The organism is Kitasatospora sp. NPDC047058 (assembly GCF_040643935.1).
Taxonomy (GTDB): domain Bacteria; phylum Actinomycetota; class Actinomycetes; order Streptomycetales; family Streptomycetaceae; genus Kitasatospora.
In genome coordinates this window covers 22509-41790 of the sequence record NZ_JBEYVJ010000005.1, presented here as the reverse complement: position 1 = coordinate 41790, position 19282 = coordinate 22509, and the positions used below count along the sequence as shown (strand labels likewise).

19 protein-coding genes and 1 riboswitch are annotated in these 19282 nt (G+C 73.4%); of the genes, 10 read left to right on the top strand and 9 right to left on the bottom strand.

Annotation, left to right across the window (positions count from 1 at the left end):
- Positions 1-17: 17 nt before the first annotated feature.
- Complete coding sequence (locus ABZ885_RS01530; RefSeq protein WP_360181917.1) at positions 18-485, bottom strand: Lrp/AsnC family transcriptional regulator; 468 nt, start codon at positions 483-485, stop codon at positions 18-20.
- Between the two features lie 149 nt (positions 486-634).
- Between ABZ885_RS01530 and pdhA the strand changes: the two genes are divergently transcribed.
- The 4 genes from pdhA (at position 635) to ABZ885_RS01510 (ending at position 6077) form a co-directional block, all read left to right on the top strand.
- Complete coding sequence (pdhA, locus tag ABZ885_RS01525; protein ID WP_360181914.1) at positions 635-1774, top strand: pyruvate dehydrogenase (acetyl-transferring) E1 component subunit alpha; 1140 nt, start codon at positions 635-637, stop codon at positions 1772-1774.
- Complete coding sequence (locus tag ABZ885_RS01520) at positions 1774-2772, top strand: alpha-ketoacid dehydrogenase subunit beta (protein ID WP_360181911.1); 999 nt, start codon at positions 1774-1776, stop codon at positions 2770-2772. The genes pdhA and ABZ885_RS01520 overlap by 1 nt, the downstream gene beginning before the upstream one ends.
- A 5-nt stretch (positions 2773-2777) precedes the next feature.
- Positions 2778-4115, top strand: a complete 1338-nt coding sequence (locus ABZ885_RS01515; RefSeq protein ID WP_360181908.1) for a dihydrolipoamide acetyltransferase family protein — start codon at positions 2778-2780, stop codon at positions 4113-4115.
- A gap of 288 nt (positions 4116-4403) precedes the next feature.
- The gene (locus ABZ885_RS01510; protein ID WP_360181995.1) at positions 4404-6077 is read left to right on the top strand and encodes a globin domain-containing protein; all 1674 of its coding nucleotides are present in this window, start codon (positions 4404-4406) and stop codon (positions 6075-6077) included.
- Between the two features lie 23 nt (positions 6078-6100).
- Here ABZ885_RS01510 and ABZ885_RS01505 read toward each other — a convergent pair whose 3' ends face one another.
- The gene (locus ABZ885_RS01505; protein ID WP_360181905.1) at positions 6101-6652 is read right to left on the bottom strand and encodes an NUDIX hydrolase; all 552 of its coding nucleotides are present in this window, start codon (positions 6650-6652) and stop codon (positions 6101-6103) included.
- A 458-nt stretch (positions 6653-7110) separates the two neighbouring features.
- Between ABZ885_RS01505 and ABZ885_RS01500 the strand changes: the two genes are divergently transcribed.
- The gene (locus ABZ885_RS01500; RefSeq protein WP_360181902.1) at positions 7111-7530 is read left to right on the top strand and encodes an SsgA family sporulation/cell division regulator; all 420 of its coding nucleotides are present in this window, start codon (positions 7111-7113) and stop codon (positions 7528-7530) included.
- Between the two features lie 91 nt (positions 7531-7621).
- Here ABZ885_RS01500 and ABZ885_RS01495 read toward each other — a convergent pair whose 3' ends face one another.
- A complete protein-coding gene (locus ABZ885_RS01495) occupies positions 7622-7999 on the bottom strand; it encodes a phage holin family protein (RefSeq protein ID WP_360181899.1) in 378 nt (125 codons plus the stop codon).
- A gap of 121 nt (positions 8000-8120) precedes the next feature.
- Between ABZ885_RS01495 and ABZ885_RS01490 the strand changes: the two genes are divergently transcribed.
- The 3 genes from ABZ885_RS01490 to ABZ885_RS01480 all read left to right on the top strand — a co-directional run bounded on the left by ABZ885_RS01490 (position 8121) and on the right by ABZ885_RS01480 (position 9589).
- Positions 8121-8438: a cupin domain-containing protein gene (locus ABZ885_RS01490; RefSeq protein ID WP_360181992.1), complete on the top strand. Its 318-nt coding sequence runs from the start codon at positions 8121-8123 to the stop codon at positions 8436-8438.
- Between the two features lie 67 nt (positions 8439-8505).
- Positions 8506-9174 (top strand): thiaminase II, encoded by a 669-nt coding sequence (gene tenA, locus ABZ885_RS01485; RefSeq protein ID WP_360181896.1) that lies wholly within the window; start codon positions 8506-8508, stop codon positions 9172-9174.
- Positions 9175-9388: 214 nt separating this feature from the next.
- Positions 9389-9589: a DUF5326 family protein gene (locus tag ABZ885_RS01480; protein ID WP_360181893.1), complete on the top strand. Its 201-nt coding sequence runs from the start codon at positions 9389-9391 to the stop codon at positions 9587-9589.
- Between the two features lie 78 nt (positions 9590-9667).
- Here the strand turns inward: ABZ885_RS01480 and ABZ885_RS01475 are convergent, their stop codons facing one another.
- The gene (locus tag ABZ885_RS01475; RefSeq protein WP_360181890.1) at positions 9668-11134 is read right to left on the bottom strand and encodes an SPFH domain-containing protein; all 1467 of its coding nucleotides are present in this window, start codon (positions 11132-11134) and stop codon (positions 9668-9670) included.
- 117 nt (positions 11135-11251) lie between these two features.
- On the bottom strand, positions 11252-11458 hold the full coding sequence (locus tag ABZ885_RS01470) for a hypothetical protein (RefSeq protein ID WP_360181887.1): 207 nt from the start codon (positions 11456-11458) through the stop codon (positions 11252-11254).
- A gap of 181 nt (positions 11459-11639) precedes the next feature.
- A riboswitch (TPP riboswitch) is annotated at positions 11640-11774 on the top strand.
- Here ABZ885_RS01470 and thiC point away from each other — a divergent pair.
- Positions 11770-13587, top strand: coding sequence for a phosphomethylpyrimidine synthase ThiC (gene thiC / locus ABZ885_RS01465; protein ID WP_360181884.1), 1818 nt, complete (start codon positions 11770-11772; stop codon positions 13585-13587). (Overlaps the previous riboswitch by 5 nt.)
- 91 nt (positions 13588-13678) lie before the next feature.
- Here the strand turns inward: thiC and ABZ885_RS01460 are convergent, their stop codons facing one another.
- The 4 genes from ABZ885_RS01460 to ABZ885_RS01445 form a co-directional block, all read right to left on the bottom strand.
- Positions 13679-14071: a VOC family protein gene (locus ABZ885_RS01460; protein ID WP_360181881.1), complete on the bottom strand. Its 393-nt coding sequence runs from the start codon at positions 14069-14071 to the stop codon at positions 13679-13681.
- Between the two features lie 104 nt (positions 14072-14175).
- On the bottom strand, positions 14176-15048 hold the full coding sequence (locus ABZ885_RS01455) for a hypothetical protein (protein ID WP_360181878.1): 873 nt from the start codon (positions 15046-15048) through the stop codon (positions 14176-14178).
- 234 nt (positions 15049-15282) lie between these two features.
- On the bottom strand, positions 15283-16482 hold the full coding sequence (locus ABZ885_RS01450) for a metallophosphoesterase (protein WP_360181875.1): 1200 nt from the start codon (positions 16480-16482) through the stop codon (positions 15283-15285).
- Positions 16483-16648: 166 nt separating this feature from the next.
- The gene (locus tag ABZ885_RS01445) at positions 16649-17806 is read right to left on the bottom strand and encodes a LacI family DNA-binding transcriptional regulator (protein ID WP_360181872.1); all 1158 of its coding nucleotides are present in this window, start codon (positions 17804-17806) and stop codon (positions 16649-16651) included.
- A 382-nt stretch (positions 17807-18188) separates the two neighbouring features.
- Here ABZ885_RS01445 and hisC point away from each other — a divergent pair, with 382 nt between their 5' ends.
- A complete protein-coding gene (gene hisC / locus ABZ885_RS01440; protein ID WP_360181869.1) occupies positions 18189-19265 on the top strand; it encodes a histidinol-phosphate transaminase in 1077 nt (358 codons plus the stop codon).
- Positions 19266-19282 lie beyond the last annotated feature (17 nt).

The following is a 19282-nucleotide window of genomic DNA, read 5'->3' as shown; positions in this document are numbered from 1 at the left end:
GGCGGGTCGGACCCGCCTCAGGGGCTGTCCGGCGGCACCTGGTCCGTCTCCTCGAAGACCAGCATCGTGCGGGTGCCGAGCACCTGCGGGATGGACTGGATGCTGCCCAGCACCAGCTCCCGCAGCGCGTGGTTGTCGGCGGTGTGCACCAGCAGCAGCACGTCGAAGTCCCCGCCGACCAGGGCGATGTGGGCCACCCCGGGCAGCTCCAGCAGCTGCTCGCGGACCGAGCGCCAGGAGTTCTGCACGATCTTCAGGGTGACGTACGCGGATGCGCCCTGACCTGCCTTTTCGTGGTCGACCCGGGCCGTGAAGCCGCGGATGACGCCGTCCTCGACCATCCTGGAGATCCGGGCGTACGCGTTCGCCCGGGACACGTGCACCCGCTCGGCCACCGAGCGGATCGAGGCGCGACCGTCCTGCTGCAGCAGCCGCAGGATCGCCCGGTCGACACGGTCGAGTCTGGACGTCTGTTCAGCCGACATGACCCCCCACCCTCACTGATTGGACGCACTGCCACCAGTCGACCGCCGCCCGGGCCGATTGTCCAGCACCTTGTCACGCTTCTGGTCAAGATGAACAGACGACCGAACAATCGGTAGGGAGCCCCCGCCACCCCTGGAGGTGCCCCGAGATGACCGTTCTCGACCACAGACACCACACGGCGGTGCCGGGCTGGCTGCCCGGGGCGACCGCCCCGCGCACCGACCCGGCGCCGCTGCTCCCGGACGCCTCGCCGGTCCGCGTGCTCGGCACTCCCGAGCTGGAGAAGTACGACCCGGCGCTGCTGCGCGAGCTGTACCGCCGCCTGGTGGTCGGCCGCCGCTACAACCAGCAGGCCACCACCCTGACCAAGCAGGGCCGGCTCGCCGTGTACCCGGCCTCCACCGGCCAGGAGGCCTGCCAGGTCGCCGCCGCGCTGGCGCTCGGCGAGCACGACTGGCTCTTCCCCAGCTACCGGGACACCCTCGCGGTGGTCTCCCGCGGGGTCGACCCGCTGGAGGCGCTGACCCTGCTGCGCGGCAACGCCCACACCGGCTACGACCCGCGGGCCACCCGCACCGCGCCGCTGTGCACCCCGCTCGGCACCCAGGCCCCGCACGCCGTCGGGCTGGCGCACGCCGCGAAGCTCGGCGGCGAGCCGGTGGTCGCGCTGGCGCTGCTCGGCGACGGCGGGACCAGCGAGGGCGACTTCCACGAGGCGCTGAACTTCGCCGCCGTGCTCCAGGCCCCGGTGGTCTTCCTGGTGCAGAACAACGGCTACGCGATCTCCGTCCCGCTGACCGCGCAGTCGGCCGCGCCCACCCTGGCCCACAAGGCCGTCGGCTACGGCATGCCGGGCCGGCTGGTGGACGGCAACGACGCTCCGGCCGTGCACGGCGTGCTCGCGGAGGCGGTCGAGCGGGCCCGGACCGGCGGTGGCCCGACCCTGGTCGAGGCGCTCACCTACCGGATCGAGGCGCACACCAACGCCGACGACGCCACCCGCTACCGGGACGAGGCCGAGGTGGCCGCCTGGCGGGAGCACGACCCGATCCTGCTGATGGAGCGCCACCTGCGGGCCCTCGGCCTGCTGGACGACACGCTGGTGCAGGAGGCGGCCGACGAGGCCGAGGCGCTGGCGGCCCGGATGCGGGCCGAGTTCCACGCCGACGCCGAGCTGGACCCGATGTCGCTCTTCGCCCACGTCTACGCCGAGCCCACCCCGCAGCTGCGGGAGCAGGCCGCCCAGTTGTCCGCCGAGCTGGCCGCCGAGGCCGAGGTGCAGCACTGATGAGCAACACCGCTGTCTCTTCGCGCACCGCCACCATGGCGCAGGCGCTCAACTCCGCGCTGCGGGACGCCATGCGCGAGGACCCGGCCGTGCACGTGCTCGGCGAGGACGTCGGCGCGCTCGGCGGCGTCTTCCGGATCACCGACGGGCTGACCGCCGAGTTCGGCCCGGACCGTTGTCTCGACACCCCGCTGGCCGAGGCGGGCATCCTCGGCACCGCGATCGGCATGGCCATGTACGGGCTGCGCCCGGTGGTGGAGCTGCAGTTCGACGCCTTCGCCTACCCGGCGCTGGAACAGCTCTTCTCGCACGTCGCCAAGATGCGCAACCGCACCGCGGGGAAGCTCCCGCTGCCGATCACCGTCCGGATCCCGTACGGCGGCGGGATCGGCGGCGTCGAGCACCACAGCGACGCCTCGGAGGCGTACTACACCAGCACCCCCGGCCTGCACGTGGTCACGCCGGCCACGGTGGCCGACGCGTACGGGCTGCTGCGGGCGTCGATCGCCTCCGACGACCCGGTGGTCTTCCTGGAGCCGAAGCGGCTCTACTGGGGCAAGGCGGAGTTCGACCCGGCCGCGCCGGTGGAGCCGGTCGGCAGGGCGGTGCTGCGGCGCCCCGGGACCTCCGCGGTGCTGATCACCTACGGGCCCTCGCTGCCGGTCTGCCTGGAGGCGGCCGAGGCGGCCAAGGCCGAGGGCTGGGACCTCGCGGTGCTGGACCTGCGCACGCTGGTCCCGTTCGACGACGAGACGGTCTGCCGGGTGGTCCGCTCGCTGGGCCGGGCCGTGGTGGTGCACGAGGCGAGCGGCTTCGGCGGCACCGGCGCGGAGATCGCCGCCCGGGTCACCGAGCGCTGCTTCCACCACCTGGCCGCGCCCGTGGTGCGGGTCACCGGCTTCGACATCCCGTACCCGCCGCCGATGCTGGAGCACCACCACCTGCCCGGGGTGGACCGGATCCTGGACGCGGTCGCCCGGCTGCAGTGGGAGGACTGAGGATGATGCCCGTCGTGCGTGAGTTCACCCTGCCCGACCTCGGTGAGGGATTGACCGGGGCCGAGGTGGTCCGCTGGATGGTCGAGGTCGGCGAGGTGATCGCCGTCGACCAGCCGGTGGTGGAGGTGGAGACCGCCAAGGCCGTGGTCGAGGTGCCCTGCCCGTACGGCGGGGTGGTCACCGCCCTGTTCGGCGAGCCGGGCGAGGAGGTGGCGGTCGGCGCGCCGCTGGTGACGGTCGCGGTGGCGCCCGGGGAGGGCGAGCAGCCGCTGGTCGCGGAGGTCCTGGCCGCCGCGGTGGAGCGGCCGCTGGTCGGGTACGGCGTCGCCGAGCCGGACCGGGGCGGCCGTCGGCGGCGGGTCGGGGTGCCGGCCGGCGCCCGTGCCGCCGCCCCCGTCGCGGTGCCGGCGCCCGCGGCCCCGGTGCTGCCTCCGGCCCCGGCGGCTCTTTCGGCTCCTTCCGCTCCGGCGGCTCCGGTGGTCGTGCCGGTGATCTCGCCGCTGGTGCGCCGGCTGGCCCGGGAGCAGGGGGTCGACCTGGCCGCGGTCACCGGCAGCGGACCGGACGGCCTGATCATGCGTGCGGACGTCGAACGGGCGGTGGCCGCCAAGGTCGCGGCTCCGGTGGTCCCGGCGGCCGCGGCACCCGCCGCAGTGGACGGCGTCGTCCCGCTGCGCGGGCTGCGCCGGGCGGTGGCCGAGAAGCTCACCCGCAGCCACCGGGAGATCCCCGCGGCGACCTGCTGGGTGGATGCGGATGCCACCGAACTGATGGCGTTGCGGCGGCAGTTGAATGCCACACCCGGCCCGAAGGTGAGCGTGCTGGCGCTGCTGGCCCGGATCTGCACGGTCGCACTGGCGCGCTTCCCGGAGCTCAACTCCAGCGTGACGGAGGACGGTTCGGGAATCCTGCGGCACTCCGCGGTGCACCTGGGCTTCGCCGCGCAGGGCGAGCGCGGGCTGGTCGTCCCGGTGGTGCGGGACGCGCAGGCACTGAGCACCGAGCAACTCGGCGCCGAGTTGGGCCGGTTGACCGAGGCGGCCCGGGTCGGCTCGCTGACTCCGGCCGAACTCACCGGCGGCACCTTCACGTTGAACAACTACGGGGTGTTCGGCGTGGACGGGTCCACCCCGATCCTCAACCACCCCGAGGCGGCGATGCTCGGGGTCGGCCGGATCGTCGCCAAGCCCTGGGTCCACCAGGGCGGGTTGGCGGTGCGCGAGGTGACCCAGCTGTCGTTCACCTTCGACCACCGGGTCTGCGACGGCGGGACGGCGGGCGGCTTCCTGCGGTTCGTGGCGGACTGCGTCGAGCAGCCGGGGATGCTGCTGCGGCAGCTCTGACCTGGGACCGGTCGCCCTGCGTGGTGCTTTCGTCGCGCAGGGCGGCCGCGGGTCGGAGGAGAGTAGCGCGTCCCGGGGGCGGGTGTCCGGGCTTCGCGCGATTTGTCGGATGAGCACTTCGGGCGTGCCACGCTGCCTAGGCGTCAACAGGGACAAGCCAGGTGGTGGCACAGGCCGGCCGGAGGCGAAACGATTCTCTTGGGTACTCGAAACGTTGCGGTGAAGTCCCGCAGAACACTTCTGGTCCGTACCGGGCACGGCTCGGCAGGAGCGGCGGCCGTGCCCGGGATGCCGGACATCGCCCCGGACCTCACGCCGGACACCGCCCCGGCCACCGCCCCGGACACCGTCCCGCAGATCGCGTCGGGCGTCCGGCCGGCCGTCGTCCCGGCCGCCCTGCCGGCCGCCGCCGCCCAGGCCACCGGCCCCCGGGCCGCCGCCGCCCAGGCCGCCCCGGGCGGTACCGCCGTCACCGCCGTCCTGCCGCCGATGCCGCTGGACCCGCCCGACCTCCCGCCGATGCCGCTGGACCCGCCCGACCTCCCGCCGCTGCCGGCGATCCCCGCCCCGCCGTCCGAGCCGCCCGCCGTCCCCGCGCCGAGCCGGCCGCCGGGCGCCGGGCCCGCCGGGCCGCCCGCCCCGGTGGTCGAGCCGCTGTTCAGCCGCGCCCCCGGCCTGAACTGGGCCGGCCCGGGCGACGCCCCCGAGCCCGCGGCCGGGCGGACCGCGACGAGCCGCGGCCGGGCGCTGCAGACCCCGGGCGACCCGGGCCCGGCCTCCGCCGTCGCGCCCGCGCCCTTGTTGCACACCGCCGCCGACCAGCCGCCCACCGCCCGCGACATCGAGCTGATCCGGGCCAGCCTGGCCGTGGTCGAGCCGGTCGCCGACCGGGCCACCGCGCACTTCTACGCGCTGATCTTCCTGCACCACCCCGAGGTCCGCGCCCTGTTCCCGGCCGCCATGGACGTCCAGCGCGACCGGCTCTTCCGCGCCCTGCTGACGGCCGCCCGCAGCGCCGACGACCCGGAGGGGCTCCGCACCTACCTGAGCGCGCTCGGCCGCGGCCACCGCCGGTACGGCACGGTGACCGGCCACTACGGCCCGGTGGGGGAGTGCCTGGTGCAGGCGCTGGCCCGGTATGCGGGCAACCGCTGGGACGCCGACACCGAGCTGGCCTGGCGCCGGGTGTACCGGCTGGTCTCCTCGATCATGATCGAGGCCGCCGAGGAGGCCGCCCGGACGTCCCCGCCCTGGTGGCAGGCCGAGGTGGTCGGCCACGAGCGCCGCACCCCGGACGTCGCGGTGATCACCGTCCGCCCGGACCAGGCCTATCCGTACCGGGCCGGGCAGTACACCAGCCTGGAGACGCCCTGGTGGCCGCGGGTCTGGCGGCACTTCTCGTTCGCCACCGCGCCCCGGCCGGACGGCCTGCTGACCTTCCACGTGAAGGCCGTCCCGGCGGGCTGGGTGAGCAACGCGCTGGTGCACCGGGCGGTGCCCGGGAACGTGCTGCGGCTGGGGCCGGCGGCCGGCGCGATGACCGTCGACCACGCGCGCGGCGCGGACCTGCTCTGCCTGGGCGGCGGCACCGGCATCGCCCCGGTCCGGGCGCTGGTCGAGGAGGTGGCCGAGTACGGCGCGGCCGGCCGCTCGGTGAAGGTGTTCTACGGCGCCCGGCAGGCCGCGGAGCTGTACGAGCTGGAGGCGTTGAGCGCGCTGGCCGCGCGGCACCCGTGGCTCTCGGTCCACCCGGTGCTGTCCGGTGCCGGCGCCTCGGGCGGTGGTGCGCTCGCCGGTGAACTGCCCGAGGTGGTGGGCCGGTTCGGGCCGTGGACCGGCCGGGACGCGTATCTCAGCGGGCCGGCCGCGATGATCCGGCGCGGGGCCGCCGTGCTGCTGCGGGCCGGGGTCGCGCCGGAGCGGATCCGGCACGACCTGGTGGGCGACCTGGCGGCGGGCTGAGCGGGCCGGCCGGGCGGGCGGGCTCAGCCCAGGTCGGGGGCGAGCAGGGCGAGGACGCCCTCGATGTTGGCCGCCAGGTAGGCGCGCAGGCTGGGCGGGACGACGTTCACCGAGGTGACGCCCTCCCGGGTGAAGGGCAGCCGGACCACCTCGTACTCCCCGTTGGGCTCGTCCACTTCGGGCCCGTGCCGCCGGCTGAGGTCCATCGAGGCGAGCCGGCAGACGAAGAAGTGCTGCACCTTGACCCCGTGCGGGTTGAGCATGTCCTCGTCGCCGGGCGTCCCCCCGCCCGGGTGGTGGTGGAGGGGGTGGCTGACGGTGTCGACGAAGGCGGGGACGACGTCCACCACCTTGCCGCCGAGTTCCTCGTCCACCTCGCGGTGCAGGGCGTCGACCACGCTGCGGTCGTCGTGCTCGACCCCGCCGCCCGGGGTGATCCAGTACGGGTGCGGGGAACCGGGCCGGGTCCGTTTGATCAGCACGATGGAGGCCGGGGAGTGCGGGTCGTCCGGGTCGAGTTCCAGCAGGATCGCCCGCGCGGTGCGTTTGACGACGGGGCGGGGCGGGGTGCGCATGGCGACCTCCGGGGCTGGAGCGTTGTGCGGGAGTCTCCCGCAGGCCGCCGGGGCCGAAACCCCGGGCCCGCCCGGGTGCGTCCGATCGGGCCGGGCCCGCAGTACGGCCGGGTCTCGGAGGGGTGCAGGCGAAGGATAAGCCGAACATGAGATTATCAATCATTTCCGACAATGTTCCTTCGATTCGAAGGATTTTACCGAATGATCGCCGACGAAGTCATTGCGGCCTCGCGCCGCCTGTGCTGCAATGAGCGCCTGTCGGACCAATCGGAGCGGTTCGCTCCGGATGTCCTCCCGCGCACGGACCCGGGCTGGGGGCCGGGTGCGGCCATGGACCGGATCGCGGAGCGCACGGACCGACCCAGCTGCTTCCCCTCCCATGTCAGCGAACTGCACATGCCCGGCCGGCGGCGGATCCACGGCACGCACGGCCCGGCAGATCGAGAGGTACTGGCGCCATGCAGCACAGCACAGTCCAGGGGCACCTGACGATGAACCTGGTGGTCTCCCACGAGCTCTCCTTCCGCATCGTGGCCGGCCTCGGGTACGACCCCGCCGACCCGTACGCGGTCCGGTTCACCTTCCACCTGCCCGGCGACGAACCGGTCACCTGGGTCTTCGCCCGTGAGCTGCTGCTGGACGGCCTCAGCGGGCCCTCCGGCGAGGGCGACGTGCACATCCACCCGGTCGGCGGGGACCTCGCCGAGGTCGGCATCGTGCTGCACTCCCCCGGGGGCGACGCCCTGCTGCGGGCCTCCGCGGCCCCGCTGGTCGCCTTCCTGGCCAGGACCGCCCGGCTGGTGCCGATGGGTCAGGAGCTCACCGGCGGGGAACTCGACGCCCAGCTCGCGGACATCCTCGGCGGGTGCGGGAGGTGACCACCGCTCGCCCGGCCGGAACGGCGGAAGGGGCCCGTACCCGGTGACGTCCCGGGTGCGGGCCCCTTCGGTGCCGCCTGCACGGCGCCGCTCAGTCGTCGTCGCCGAGCGCCAGGTTGAGCCCCCAGGACACCAGGCTGATGATCAGCGCGCCGAACAGCGCGGCCCAGAAGTCGTCGACGTGGAAGTCCAGGTTCAGTTTGTCCGACGCCCAGGAGGTCAGCCAGAGCATCAGGGCGTTGACGACGAAGGTGAACAGCCCCAGGGTGAGGATGAACAGCGGCAGCGAGAACAGCTTCACCACCGGCTTGATCAGCCAGTTCACCACGCCGAACAGCAGCGCCACGGCGACCACCGTCAGCGCCTTGTGCTGCCAGTCGTCACCGGTCAGCGTGATGCCGGTGACGATCCAGGCGGCCACCCAGATGGCGGCCGCGTTGATAAGTGTCTTGATGACGAAACCCTTCATGGGGCCAGCGTGGCAGGCGGACCAGGGCGGGGGAAGCTCCCGGTGGGCACGGGTGGTGTTGAATGCCCTGGTGACCGCCCGGGGGGCCCGGCCCCGGAGCACCGCGGAGGAGAGCGCCCCGATGAAGCTGTTCCGGCTCGACGAACTGGACGCCGAACGCGCCGCCAACGACGGTGCCTACCTGCGCTTCCTGCGCGAGCCGCGGATGTCCGCCGGCCTGTACGCGCTCTCCCCCGGCGACACCGACCCGCAGACCGCGCACGCGCAGGACGAGATCTACCAGGTGATCAGCGGCCGGGCCGAGTTGACCGTCGGCGACGAGACCACGACGGTGGGCCGCGGCACCGTGGTGTACGTCCCGGCCGGCGTGCCGCACCGGTTCCACCGCATCACCGAGGAGCTGCGGGTGCTGGTGGTGTTCTCCCCGCCGGAGGACTGACCCGCGCCCCCGTACCCCCGGGTGGACGGGCCCGCTCCGGCCCGGCCGGCCCCGTTAGGGTCGAGGCATGAGCCTGAGCCTGACGGAAGAACTCTGGGCGGCGATCGAGCCGGTCTACGCCGAGATCCTCGACCACCCCTTCATCGGCGGCCTCACCGACGGCACCCTGCCGCGGGAGGCGTTCCGCCACTTCGTCGTCCAGGACTCGCACTACCTGCGCGACTACGCCCGCGCACTCGCCGTCTGCGCCGCCAAGGCGCCCGGCGAGGAGGACGTGCGGGCCTTCGCGGACGACGCGGTCGGCGCGCTGGCGGCCGAGCAGGGCATGCACGCCGAGTTCCTGACCGCCTTCGGCGGCAGCGCCGAACAGGCCGCCGCCGAACCGGTGTTGCCCACCACCCGGGCCTACACCAGCTACCTGCTGGCCACCGTCTACGGCGGCTCCTTCGCGGAGGCGCTCGGCGCGGTGCTGCCCTGCTACTGGATCTACGCCCGGGTCGGCGGGGAGCTGCTGGCCAAGGGCTCCCCCGAGCCGCTGTACGCCCGGTGGATCGCCACCTACGGCGACGAGGCGTTCCAGTCCGTGGTCCGCCGGGTGCTCGCGCTCGCCGACCGGATCGGCGAGGAGCTCTCCCCGGCCGAACGCCGCCGGGTGGTGGAGCACTTCACCACCACCTCGCGGTACGAGTGGATGTTCTGGGACGCCGCCTGGCGCGGCGAGACCTGGCCGGTCTGAGCCGCCCGCACGCCGTTCGCCCGCGCCCGCACCCCGCCCGCGCCCTGCCCGAACCAGGGGTTACCCCGGGGCCGGGAGTCGGGGTGTTCTCCGGGTTCTCTCCGGGCTGCAGACCCTCGTTCCGGCCCTCCCGCCCCCGTACGATCGACATATCGAAAGCAAGCGGGATGCGGCACCGGACGGCAGCCGGCCCGAGGGGAGAGAAGGAACGGACATGGCTGAGTTCTGGAAGTCGCTGCCCTCCTGGGTGCGCAACATCGTCGTCCCGGTGCTGGTGCTGATCCTCGCCTGGAACATCGTCGGGTTCGTCTTCGGCGTGGTGGGCGCGCTGCTGGGCCTGGCCATCAAGCTGCTGGTGGTGGTGGGGATCGCCGCCGCCGTGTGGACCCTGGTGAAGAAGGCCGCCAGGAACTGACCCGCCGGCTCCCGGACGCCCGTACCCCGTGGGGGTGCGGGCGTCCGGTGTTTCACCCGTGCCGCGGCTACGCCTCGCTCACTCCTCGACCGGCACCCGCTGGACCGGCACCGGGCCGGCCGGCTCCACCGCGGCCGTCCCGGCGGGCTGGGCCGGCCCCTGCAGGGTGGTGAGCAGCTGCCGGGCCAGCCCGAGCCCGGTCCCGCCCATGGTCAGCGCCTTGGTGAAGAGGTCCCCCACGCCCTCGGCGCCGTTGAGCAGCACCATGTGCTCGACGTTGCCGAAGGACTCCGACGCGGCCAGCACGATGTCCGGCCACTTCTCCGCCAGTTCCTGGGCCACCACGGCGTCCGGGTTCGCGGTGAGCGCCGCGGCCCGGGCCTTGAGCCCCTCGGCCTTGGCGAGCCCGATCGCCCGGGTCGCCTCCGCGTCCGCCAGACCGCGGGCCTCGGTGGCCGCGGCCTCCGCCTGACCGGTGGCCTTGGTCGCCTCGGCGTCCGCCAGCCCGCGCAGCTTGGTGGCGTCGGCCGCGGCCTCGGCCGCGATCCTGACCTGGCTGGCCTCGGCCGCCGCCCGCAGCTCGGTCTCCCGGGCCTGCGCCTGCGCGGCGGAGATCCGGGCGTCGCGATCCGCCTCGGCCCGGGTGCGGGTCTCGTACGCCTTGGCGTCGGCCGGCTTGCGGATGTCGATCTGCAGCTGCTGCTCCTTGCGGCGCGCCTCCAGCTCGGCGACCTTGGTCTCCTGGACGACGACCTCCTGCCGGGCGGCGGCCAACGCGAGCGGTCCGGCCTGCTCGGCCCGGGCGTTGGCGGTGTCCCGCTCGGCCTGGTACGCGGACTGCTGGATCGCACTGTTGCGGGTCGCCTCGGCCTTGCGGGCGGCGGCCTCCTGCTCCGCCTCGGTGGCCATCCGGTCCGCCTCGGCCTGGGCGATCCGGGCGTCCCGCTGCACGGCGGCGGCGTGCGGGATGGCGAGGTTCTTGATGTAGCCCGTCGGGTCGATGATCTCCTGGATCTGCAGGGTGTCGATGATCAGGCCGAGCTTCTCCATCTCCAGTCCGGAGGCGGCCCTGGTCTCCCCGGTGAGCCGCTCGCGGTCGCGGATCATGTCCTCGACGGTGAGTCCGCCGACGATCGACCGCAGGTGCCCGGCGAAGACGTTGTGGACGCGCTGGCTGATCAGCTTCTGCTGGTCGAGGAAGCGCCGGGCGGCGTTGGCGATGGAGACCTGGTCGTCGCCGACCTTGAAGATCACCACGCCCTTGACCCGCACCGGGATGCCCTGCGTGGTGACGCACTCGACGTTCAGTTCGGCCTCGTTGAGATCCAGCGAGAGCCGGCGGACGCCCTGCAGGCCCGGCGTGACGAAGGTCCCGCGCCCGGTGACGATCCGGAACCCCAGCCCGTCGCCGACCCCCTCGGTGCGGTGCTTGGAACCGGAGATGATCAGGGCCTCGTTGGGCTCGGCCACCCGCCACATGAGCTTGAAGAGCGTGACGCCCATCAGCAGCACCGCGGCGACCGCCCCGGCGATGACGTACAGCATGGTTCAACTCCCCCTTCCGGCACATGAGATGCGCCGTTTCGGATTGTCCGCCGGGGCCAACCCGAAGAAAAGGGAGCGGACATGACGTGCTGTCACAACATCGTCACGTCGTCGTCGTCACGGCAGGATCGGCGCCACGTAGACCGTGCGCGGCGGCTGGTACTCGACCACCACCACCGGCGTTCCGACCGGCAGCCGGTCGCCCGGCACGGCCAGGTAGGCGAGGAACGCCTCCGTCCCCTGGCGCTCGACCACATGCACCATCACCTCGCCGACCAGACCCGCTCCCACCGCTCCGCTGACCCGCCCGGTGCTCCCGACCACTCGGCCCTCCCTCGTCGCCCCGCCGGCCGCCCGCCCGGCCGGTCCGACTGCCAGTGTGCCCGCCCCGCCCCGTCGCCGGGCGCCCCGCCGGGATCCCCGCCCGGATCCCCGTCCGTGGACCCCCTCTGGACCAGCGGCGATTCGGTCGCTACGGTGTTGGACGTCTTGTGCAGGCAACACCGCCTGCGGACACGGGAGCTCGGAGCACCGGGCTGAGAGGACGCTGACCGGGACGTCGTCGGACGTGCCGAACGCTGCGTCGACCGCAGGAACCTGACCGGGTAATGCCGGCGTAGGGAGTAGAGGGTCAGATGACCACGTTCGATGCACAGCCGCAGTCTGCCCGGAACTCCGCCCCCAGCAGCGCGGGCACCGGCTACCCCACCCCGGCCTGGCGCAAGGCCTACCGCGACGGCTCCCGCCCCGACCTGCGGGTTCCGTACCGCGAGGTCGTGCTCACCAACGGGAAGACCGTCCCGCTGTACGACACCTCCGGCCCGTACACCGACCCGGCGTACCAGCCCGACGTCCGGCGCGGCCTGCCGCCGCTGCGGGACGCCTGGATCCGCCAGCGCGGCGACGTCGAGGAGTACGACGGCCGCGAGGCCCGCCCCGAGGACGACGGGATCAAGCACACCTCGCCGCGCGGCGGGAACCTGCGCAACCTCGACGCCGTCTTCCCCGGCCGCCCGCGCCGCCCGCTGCGCGGCCGCGACGGCGGCGCCGTCACCCAGCTCGCGTACGCCAAGCGCGGGATCGTGACGCCGGAGATGGAGTTCGTGGCCCTGCGGGAGGGCCTGGCACCGGAGTTCGTCCGCTCCGAGGTGGCCCGCGGCCGCGCCGTCATCCCGGTCAACGTGAACCACCCCGAGGTGGAGCCGGCCGTCATCGGCACCAACTTCCTGGTGAAGATCAACGCCAACATCGGCAACTCCGCCGTCACCTCCTCGATCGAGGAGGAGGTGGAGAAGATGACCTGGGCCACCCGCTGGGGTGCCGACACCGTCATGGACCTCTCCACCGGCCGCAACATCCACACCACCCGCGAGTGGATCCTGCGCAACTCCCCCGTGCCGATCGGCACCGTGCCGCTCTACCAGGCGCTGGAGAAGGTCGACGGCAAGGCCGAGGAGCTGAGCTGGGACGTCTACCGCGACACGATCATCGAGCAGTGCGAGCAGGGCGTCGACTACATGACCGTGCACGCCGGCGTGCTGCTGCGGTACGTGCCGCTGACCGCCCGCCGCAAGACCGGCATCGTCTCGCGCGGCGGCTCGATCATGGCCGCCTGGTGTCTGGCGCACCACCAGGAGAACTTCCTCTACACCAACTTCGAGGAGCTCTGCGACATCCTCGCGCGCTACGACGTCACCTTCTCGCTCGGTGACGGCCTGCGCCCCGGCTCGATCGCCGACGCCAACGACGAGGCGCAGTTCGCCGAGCTGCAGACGCTGGGCGAGCTGGGCCGGATCGCCCGCGAGCGCGACGTCCAGGTGATGATCGAGGGCCCGGGCCACGTCCCGATGCACAAGATCAAGGAGAACATGGATCTCCAGAAGGAGATCTGCGACGAGGCGCCGTTCTACACGCTCGGCCCGCTGACCACCGACGTCGCGCCCGGCTACGACCACATCACCTCGGGCATCGGCGCCGCGATGATCGCCTGGTGGGGCACCGCGATGCTCTGCTACGTCACGCCCAAGGAGCACCTGGGCCTGCCCAACCGGGACGACGTGAAGACCGGCGTCATCACCTACAAGATCGCCGCGCACGCCGCCGACCTGGCCAAGGGCCACCCCGGCGCCCAGGAGTGGGACGACGCCCTCTCCGACGCCCGCTTCGAGTTCCGCTGGGAGGACCAGTTCAACCTGGCCCTCGACCCGGAGACCGCGCGCGACTTCCACGACGAGACCCTCCCCGCCGAACCCGCCAAGACGGCCCACTTCTGCTCGATGTGCGGCCCGAAGTTCTGCTCGATGAAGATCAGTCAGAAGATCCGCGACGAGCACGGCGAGGGGTCCAGCGCGGTGGCGAGCGGGTTCGACGCCGAGGCCCTGGCCGGCATGCAGGCCAAGTCCGAGGAGTTCGCCGCCCAGGGCAACCGGGTCTACCTGCCGCTGGCGGACTGACGCCGGAACCGGTCGTGCCGCGCTGGGAGGTGGAGGGGGCTTCCCAGCGCGGCGCCACGGCATCCGGCTGCCGGGGGCGGTCCCGCGGACGTCAGCGGACGTCCTCCTCGTACCAGCGGAGCTCGACGGTGTTGCCGTCCGGGTCCGCGACGTAGAGCGAGGTGCCGGTGCCGCGGGCGCCGTAGCGGGGGCCGGGCCCGTCGAGGACGGTGAAGGCGCCGGAGTCGACGACCTCCTGCCAGTCCAGGGGCTCGACGGTGAGGCAGATGTGGTCGACGTTGGACTCGCCGCGGGGGCGGGAGAACAGGTCGATGATGGTCTCGTCGGTGACCCGGACGGAGGGGAAGGAGACCTTCCCGTCCCGCCACTCGTCGACCCGGACCGGGGCCAGGCCGAGCAGTCCGGTGTAGAACTCCAGCGACTTCTCTATGTCCTGGACGTTGAGGACGAGGTGGTCGAAGGCCTTGACGCGGATGGCGGTCATGGGCGGGCTCCCCGGGGTGGTGGCGGTCCTGGTGACGTTTCCATGATCCCCTTTTCCGGATGCCGCATCAATATCCTCCTGCGACCGGCTCGTTGGGCAGGCGGTCAGACGTCGTCGGGGCCGGTGAAGGCCGGGGGCGTGTAGCCGGGGCCGGTGAAGTCGGGGGTGCTGAAGCCGGCGGTGCGCGGTTCCCGGCCCTCCGGATCGGTGAGGCCCTCGGCTCCGGGGCTGCTGAAGCCCGGTCCGGTGTAGCCGGGGCCGCCGCCGTCGGGCCGGTGGCGCTCCCCGGCCTGCGCGGGGACGGAGGGCGGCGGCGCGGGCCGGGCCGCCGGGTCGGCGCGCAGGGCGGCGTGCAGGTACGGCAGCAGCGCCCGGTCGCGCAGGGCGTGCTGCCACTCGCGCCGGGCGTCGGCGAGCTCGGCCGCCAGCTCGGGGTCGGCGCCGGCCGGGGCGGGCACGGTGGAGCCGTCCCGCAGCGCGGTGAGGACCAGGCCGACGATGCCCACCACCATCGCGGCCACCCCGGCCGCCAGGGCCAGCCAGCCGGCGGTCAGCACCGAGCGGGCCAGCGTCGACCCGGCGTCGGCGGCGCGCAGGACGTAGCCGACCAGGAGCAGGACGAGGGCGGCGGCCCAGGCCAGGATCGGGGTGAGGACGGTGAGCACCGGGAACAGTCCGGCCCCGCCGTCGGCCGAGCGGAGCTGGCTGAGCAGCCCGGGCGCGGTGGGCTCGTGGTCCGGGTCGGGCGGGGGTGTGCTGCGCAGGTTCTCCCGCAGCCGGAGGTAGTGGTCGTACTCGGTGGCCGCCGCGGTCGCGACGCCGTCGGCGGCGCGCAGGGCCTGGATGCGCAGCTCGCCGCCGGTGAGGGCGCCGGGCGCGCGCAGGGCGGTGAGGATGGTGCCGTCGCGCAGTGCTTCGTCGAGGATGCGCTCGAAGTCCGGGCGGTCCTCGGCGAGCAGGTGCGGGGCGTTGTTCATGGGGACCCCGTTCAGCGAATCCCGGTCGCCCAGCGGTGTCACGGGCACGGACCCGCGGTTGTCGCGGGCACGGAGAAGGGGCTCCACACGGGCGGCCGGGTGTGGTGTGCCTCGATGGTAGGGGCGGGTGCGGTCGTGCTGACAGTGGCTTTCCGGAATTTCGCGCCCCGGGCCGCGCGTGCGGCCCGGGGCGGGCGCCGGGAACGGGTGTTCGGGAGCCGGACGGACGGGCCGTCAGATCGGCAGCCGCGCGACCAGCAGCCGTCCCTCCATGGTGACGCCGCCGTCCATCGCCACGGCGAGGTCGTCCGCGTAGATGTAGGGGCCGGGGATGTGCGGCGGCGCGCCGTCGTCGGCGTGCACCGCGCCGGTCAGGTACGGGATCGGGCTGTGCCCGTGCACGATGCGCGCACCGCCGTAGGTGTCGAGCAGCTCGTGGACGGCCTGCGGCCCGGCGTCGCCGCGGAAGGCGAAGCGCTTGGTGAACCGGCGGAAGCAGTCCCACCACTCGTCCACGCCCTCGTCGGCGAGCAGGTCGTGGACGGCGTCGTTGACCTCGGCGATGGACGCGCCGTACTCGAGGTACGCGGTGGTGTCGGAGTGCAGCAGCAGGTGGCCGTCCTCCAGCGCGATGGCGGGGAGGCGGGAGAGCCAGCTGATGTGGTGCGCCTCCAGCCGGTCCAGGTCGTGCTGCTGGCCGCCGTTGAGCCGCCAGGCGGCGAGGAAGGAGGCGGTGCCGGCGGTGGACTGGACCGGCTCGTCGCCGTACCGGGCGGCGCCGAGGAAGAGCAGTTCGTGATTGCCCATCAGGGCCCGGCAGTAGCCGCCCGCGGCGGCGGCCTCGGCGGCGAGCTGCATGACCAGGTCGATGACGCCGATGCCGTCCGGGCCGCGGTCGGTGAAGTCGCCGAGGAACCAGATCCGGGAGCGGCCGGCGGCCCAGTGGCCGTCGGCGTCGATCAGGCCCTGGTGGCGGAGCGCGGCGAGCAGTTCGTCGAGGTAGCCGTGCACGTCGCCGACGACGTAGAGCGGGCCGGGCGGCTCGTTGGGGACGGGCGCGGGGTACGGGTGGTACGGCATGCCGGGCTCGGGCAGCGGCGGGCCGAGCTCGATGGTCGGCGGGTCGTCGCCGTGGTGCACGGCCTGGAGGGCGGGCGAGGGCTGGTCGGGCAGGGTCGGCTCGTACCCGGGGTGGGTGTGCGGGTCGGGCCGGCCGTGCTGGCCGAGCGGGTCGTGCCCGCCGGACGGCCAGTGCTGTTCGAGGTACCGCGCGCCGCCGTAGCCGCTGTACGTCTCCGACTCGTACGCGGCCTCGGTGTAGCCCGCCGGCTCCGGTTCGTAGTAGGTGCCGAAGGGCAGCACGTCGAGGTCCGGCTGGTGGCGGGGGCCTGAGTCCTGGTGTTCAGGCCCGGGGAAGCGGTCCTCGGGTGTCATTCGCCCATCATAGGAAGACCACTCTCCCGGCGTCGTCACCTGGTGGGTATCCAATCCTCCGGAGCGTCAGCCGGGCGGTCCGTCAGGTCCGATTTGTCCCGACTGGTCATGGTCCAGACCCCTCCGGGACGGCTGCGAGCCGGTCCCGGACGCGCCTGCGGCCCGCCTACACCTCGCCCGGCGGGCGCGGCGGGTTGATCGTGGTGCGCGGGCTCCGGGGCTGGGAGGACGCGCGGACGATCAGCTCGGTGGGCATCAGGGTGCCGGGCGGCGGACCGTTGCCCGCGGTGCGGAAGCGCGGCGGGAAGAGCCGGGCGATGTCGACGCCGGTGCCGGAGTCGACCCCCTCGATGGCGTCGATCAGCAGGTTGACGACGGTGGTGCCGATCCGCCGGGGCTTGAGCGAGAGCGTGGTGATCGGCGGCTCGGTGGCCGCGTACACGTCGCTCTCGCTGCAGCAGACCAGCAGCAGGTCGTCCGGCACCCGCAGGCCGTACCGGCGGGCGGCGGCGAGCAGGTCGGTGCCGTTGGGGTCGAACAGGCCGTAGACGGCGTCGGGGCGGTCGGGGCGGGCGAGCAGCCGGTCGGCGGCGACGGCGCCGGCGGCCGGGTCGTGCGCCGGGTAGGCCTCGTAGACCGGCTCCTGGCCGACCTTGCCGCACCAGCCGAGGTACGCCTCGGTGGAGAGCCGGGTGTAGGTGTCGGTGCTGGTGCCGGTGAGCAGGCCGATCCGGCGGGCACCGGCCTCGGAGAGGTGGTCGAGGATGCCGAGCACGGCCGCCTCGTGGTCGTTGTCGACCCAGGCGGTGACCGGGCAGTTGCCGGGCTTGCCGTCGCTGACCACCGGTACGCCGGACCGGTACAGCTCGCTGACCAGCGGGTCCTGGTCGGGCGGGTCGATCACCACGGTGCCGTCGAGGGCGATGTTGCCCCAGACGTCGTGCCGGGAGGAGGCGGGCAGCACCACCAGTGCGTAGCCGCGGCCGAGGGCGGCGCTGGTGGCGGCGCGTGCCATCTCGGCGAAGTAGGCGAACTCGGTGAAGGTGAACGGCTCTTCGCCGTAGGTGGTGACGGTCAGTCCGATCAGGCCGGAGCGTCCGGTCCGCAGGGTGCGGGCGGCGGCCGAGGGGCGGTAGCCGAGGCGCTCGGCGACCTCGCGCACCCGGCTTCTGGTCTCGTCGGGCAGGCGCCCCTTACCGTTCAGCGCGTCGGAGACGGTGGTGATCGACACTCCTGCGGCTGCTGCCACATCCCGGATGCCGGCCCGCTCCAGGCGCCGTGAGGTGGTGGGTCGCCGACCGCTCTGGTTGGCTGCTGCTGTCATGGCGGACCGATCGTATGGCTCCTGACAAGGGTCTGTGACCGGCGCATCGGGGGTCTGTGGAGATACGTTTCTCCAAGAGTGAGCCCGTGTGCGCCCCTTGGATACCCGCACGAAACCAGCCGTCTTACCTCTGACATGTGCCAAAGGAACCCGGCAGAATGGCTGATCTGCGCCCGTAACCCGACCGGGCATCTCACTCCTACGGGTGAGCGCGATCGGTATCGTTCAGGGCACCCGACCGGGGTGGTCCGGGTGCGTGGCGAGTTCCCGGTGCCGGCGGCGATCCCGTCCGGACGGGCGCGGACGCACCGGGGGCGGCTCGCGCACCAAGGACGCGCCGGGCCCGACGGACCCGACGGAGATGAAGAGAAGGAGCAGGACCGTGAGTGGAACGGCACCGCAGGGGCCCCGGCTGAGGCCGACCCTGGACGGCATCCCCACCTACAAGCCCGGCAAGCCGGCCGGCGCCGACGCCTACAAGCTGTCCTCCAACGAGAACCCGTACGACCCGCTGCCCGGCGTGCTGGAGGCGGCGGTCAAGGCGGCCGGCAAGCTCAACCGGTACCCGGACATGGCGGTCACCGAGCTGACCGCCGAGCTGGCGGCGCACTTCGGCGTCCCGGCCGAGCACATCGCCACCGGCACCGGCTCGGTCGGCGTCGCCCAGTCGCTGATCCTCTCCACCGCCGGCCCCGGCGACGAGGTGATCTTCGCCTGGCGCTCCTTCGAGGCCTACCCGATCATCACCCAGGTCGCCGGTGCGACCCCGGTCCCGGTCCCGCTCACCGCGGGCGGGGACCACGACCTGGACGCGATGCTGGCCGCGGTGACCGAGCGGACCCGGCTGATCTTCGTCTGCAACCCGAACAACCCCACCGGCAACGTGATCCACCGCGCCGAGCTGGAGCGCTTCCTGGACGCGGTGCCCGCCGACGTCCTGGTGGTCGTCGACGAGGCGTACATCGAGTTCATCCGCGACCCCGAGGTCCCGAACGGCATCGAGCTCTACCGGGACCGCCCGAACGTCTGCGTGCTGCGCACCTTCTCCAAGGCGTACGGCCTGGCGGGCATGCGGGTCGGCTTCGCCATCGCGCACGAGCCGGTCGCCAACGCGCTGCGCAAGACCGCGGTGCCGTTCGGCGTCACCCAGCTCGCCCAGGACGCCGCCGTCGCCTCGCTGCGGGCCGAGGAGGCGCTGATGGTCCGGGTCGAGGCGCTGGTCGAGGAGCGCGCCCGGGTGGTGGCCGGGCTGCGGGCCCAGGGCTGGGAGATCCCGGACTCGCAGGCCAACTTCGTCTGGCTGGCGCTGGGCGAGAAGTCCCAGGAGTTCGCCGCGCGGTGCGCCGAGGCCGGCGTGATCGTCCGCCCGTTCCCGGAGGGCGTCCGGATCTCTATCGGCGAGACCGAGGGCAACTCGATCTTCCTCTCGGTGGCGGAGGCCTTCCGCAAGGAGATCTGATCCGGCGCAACCGCTGG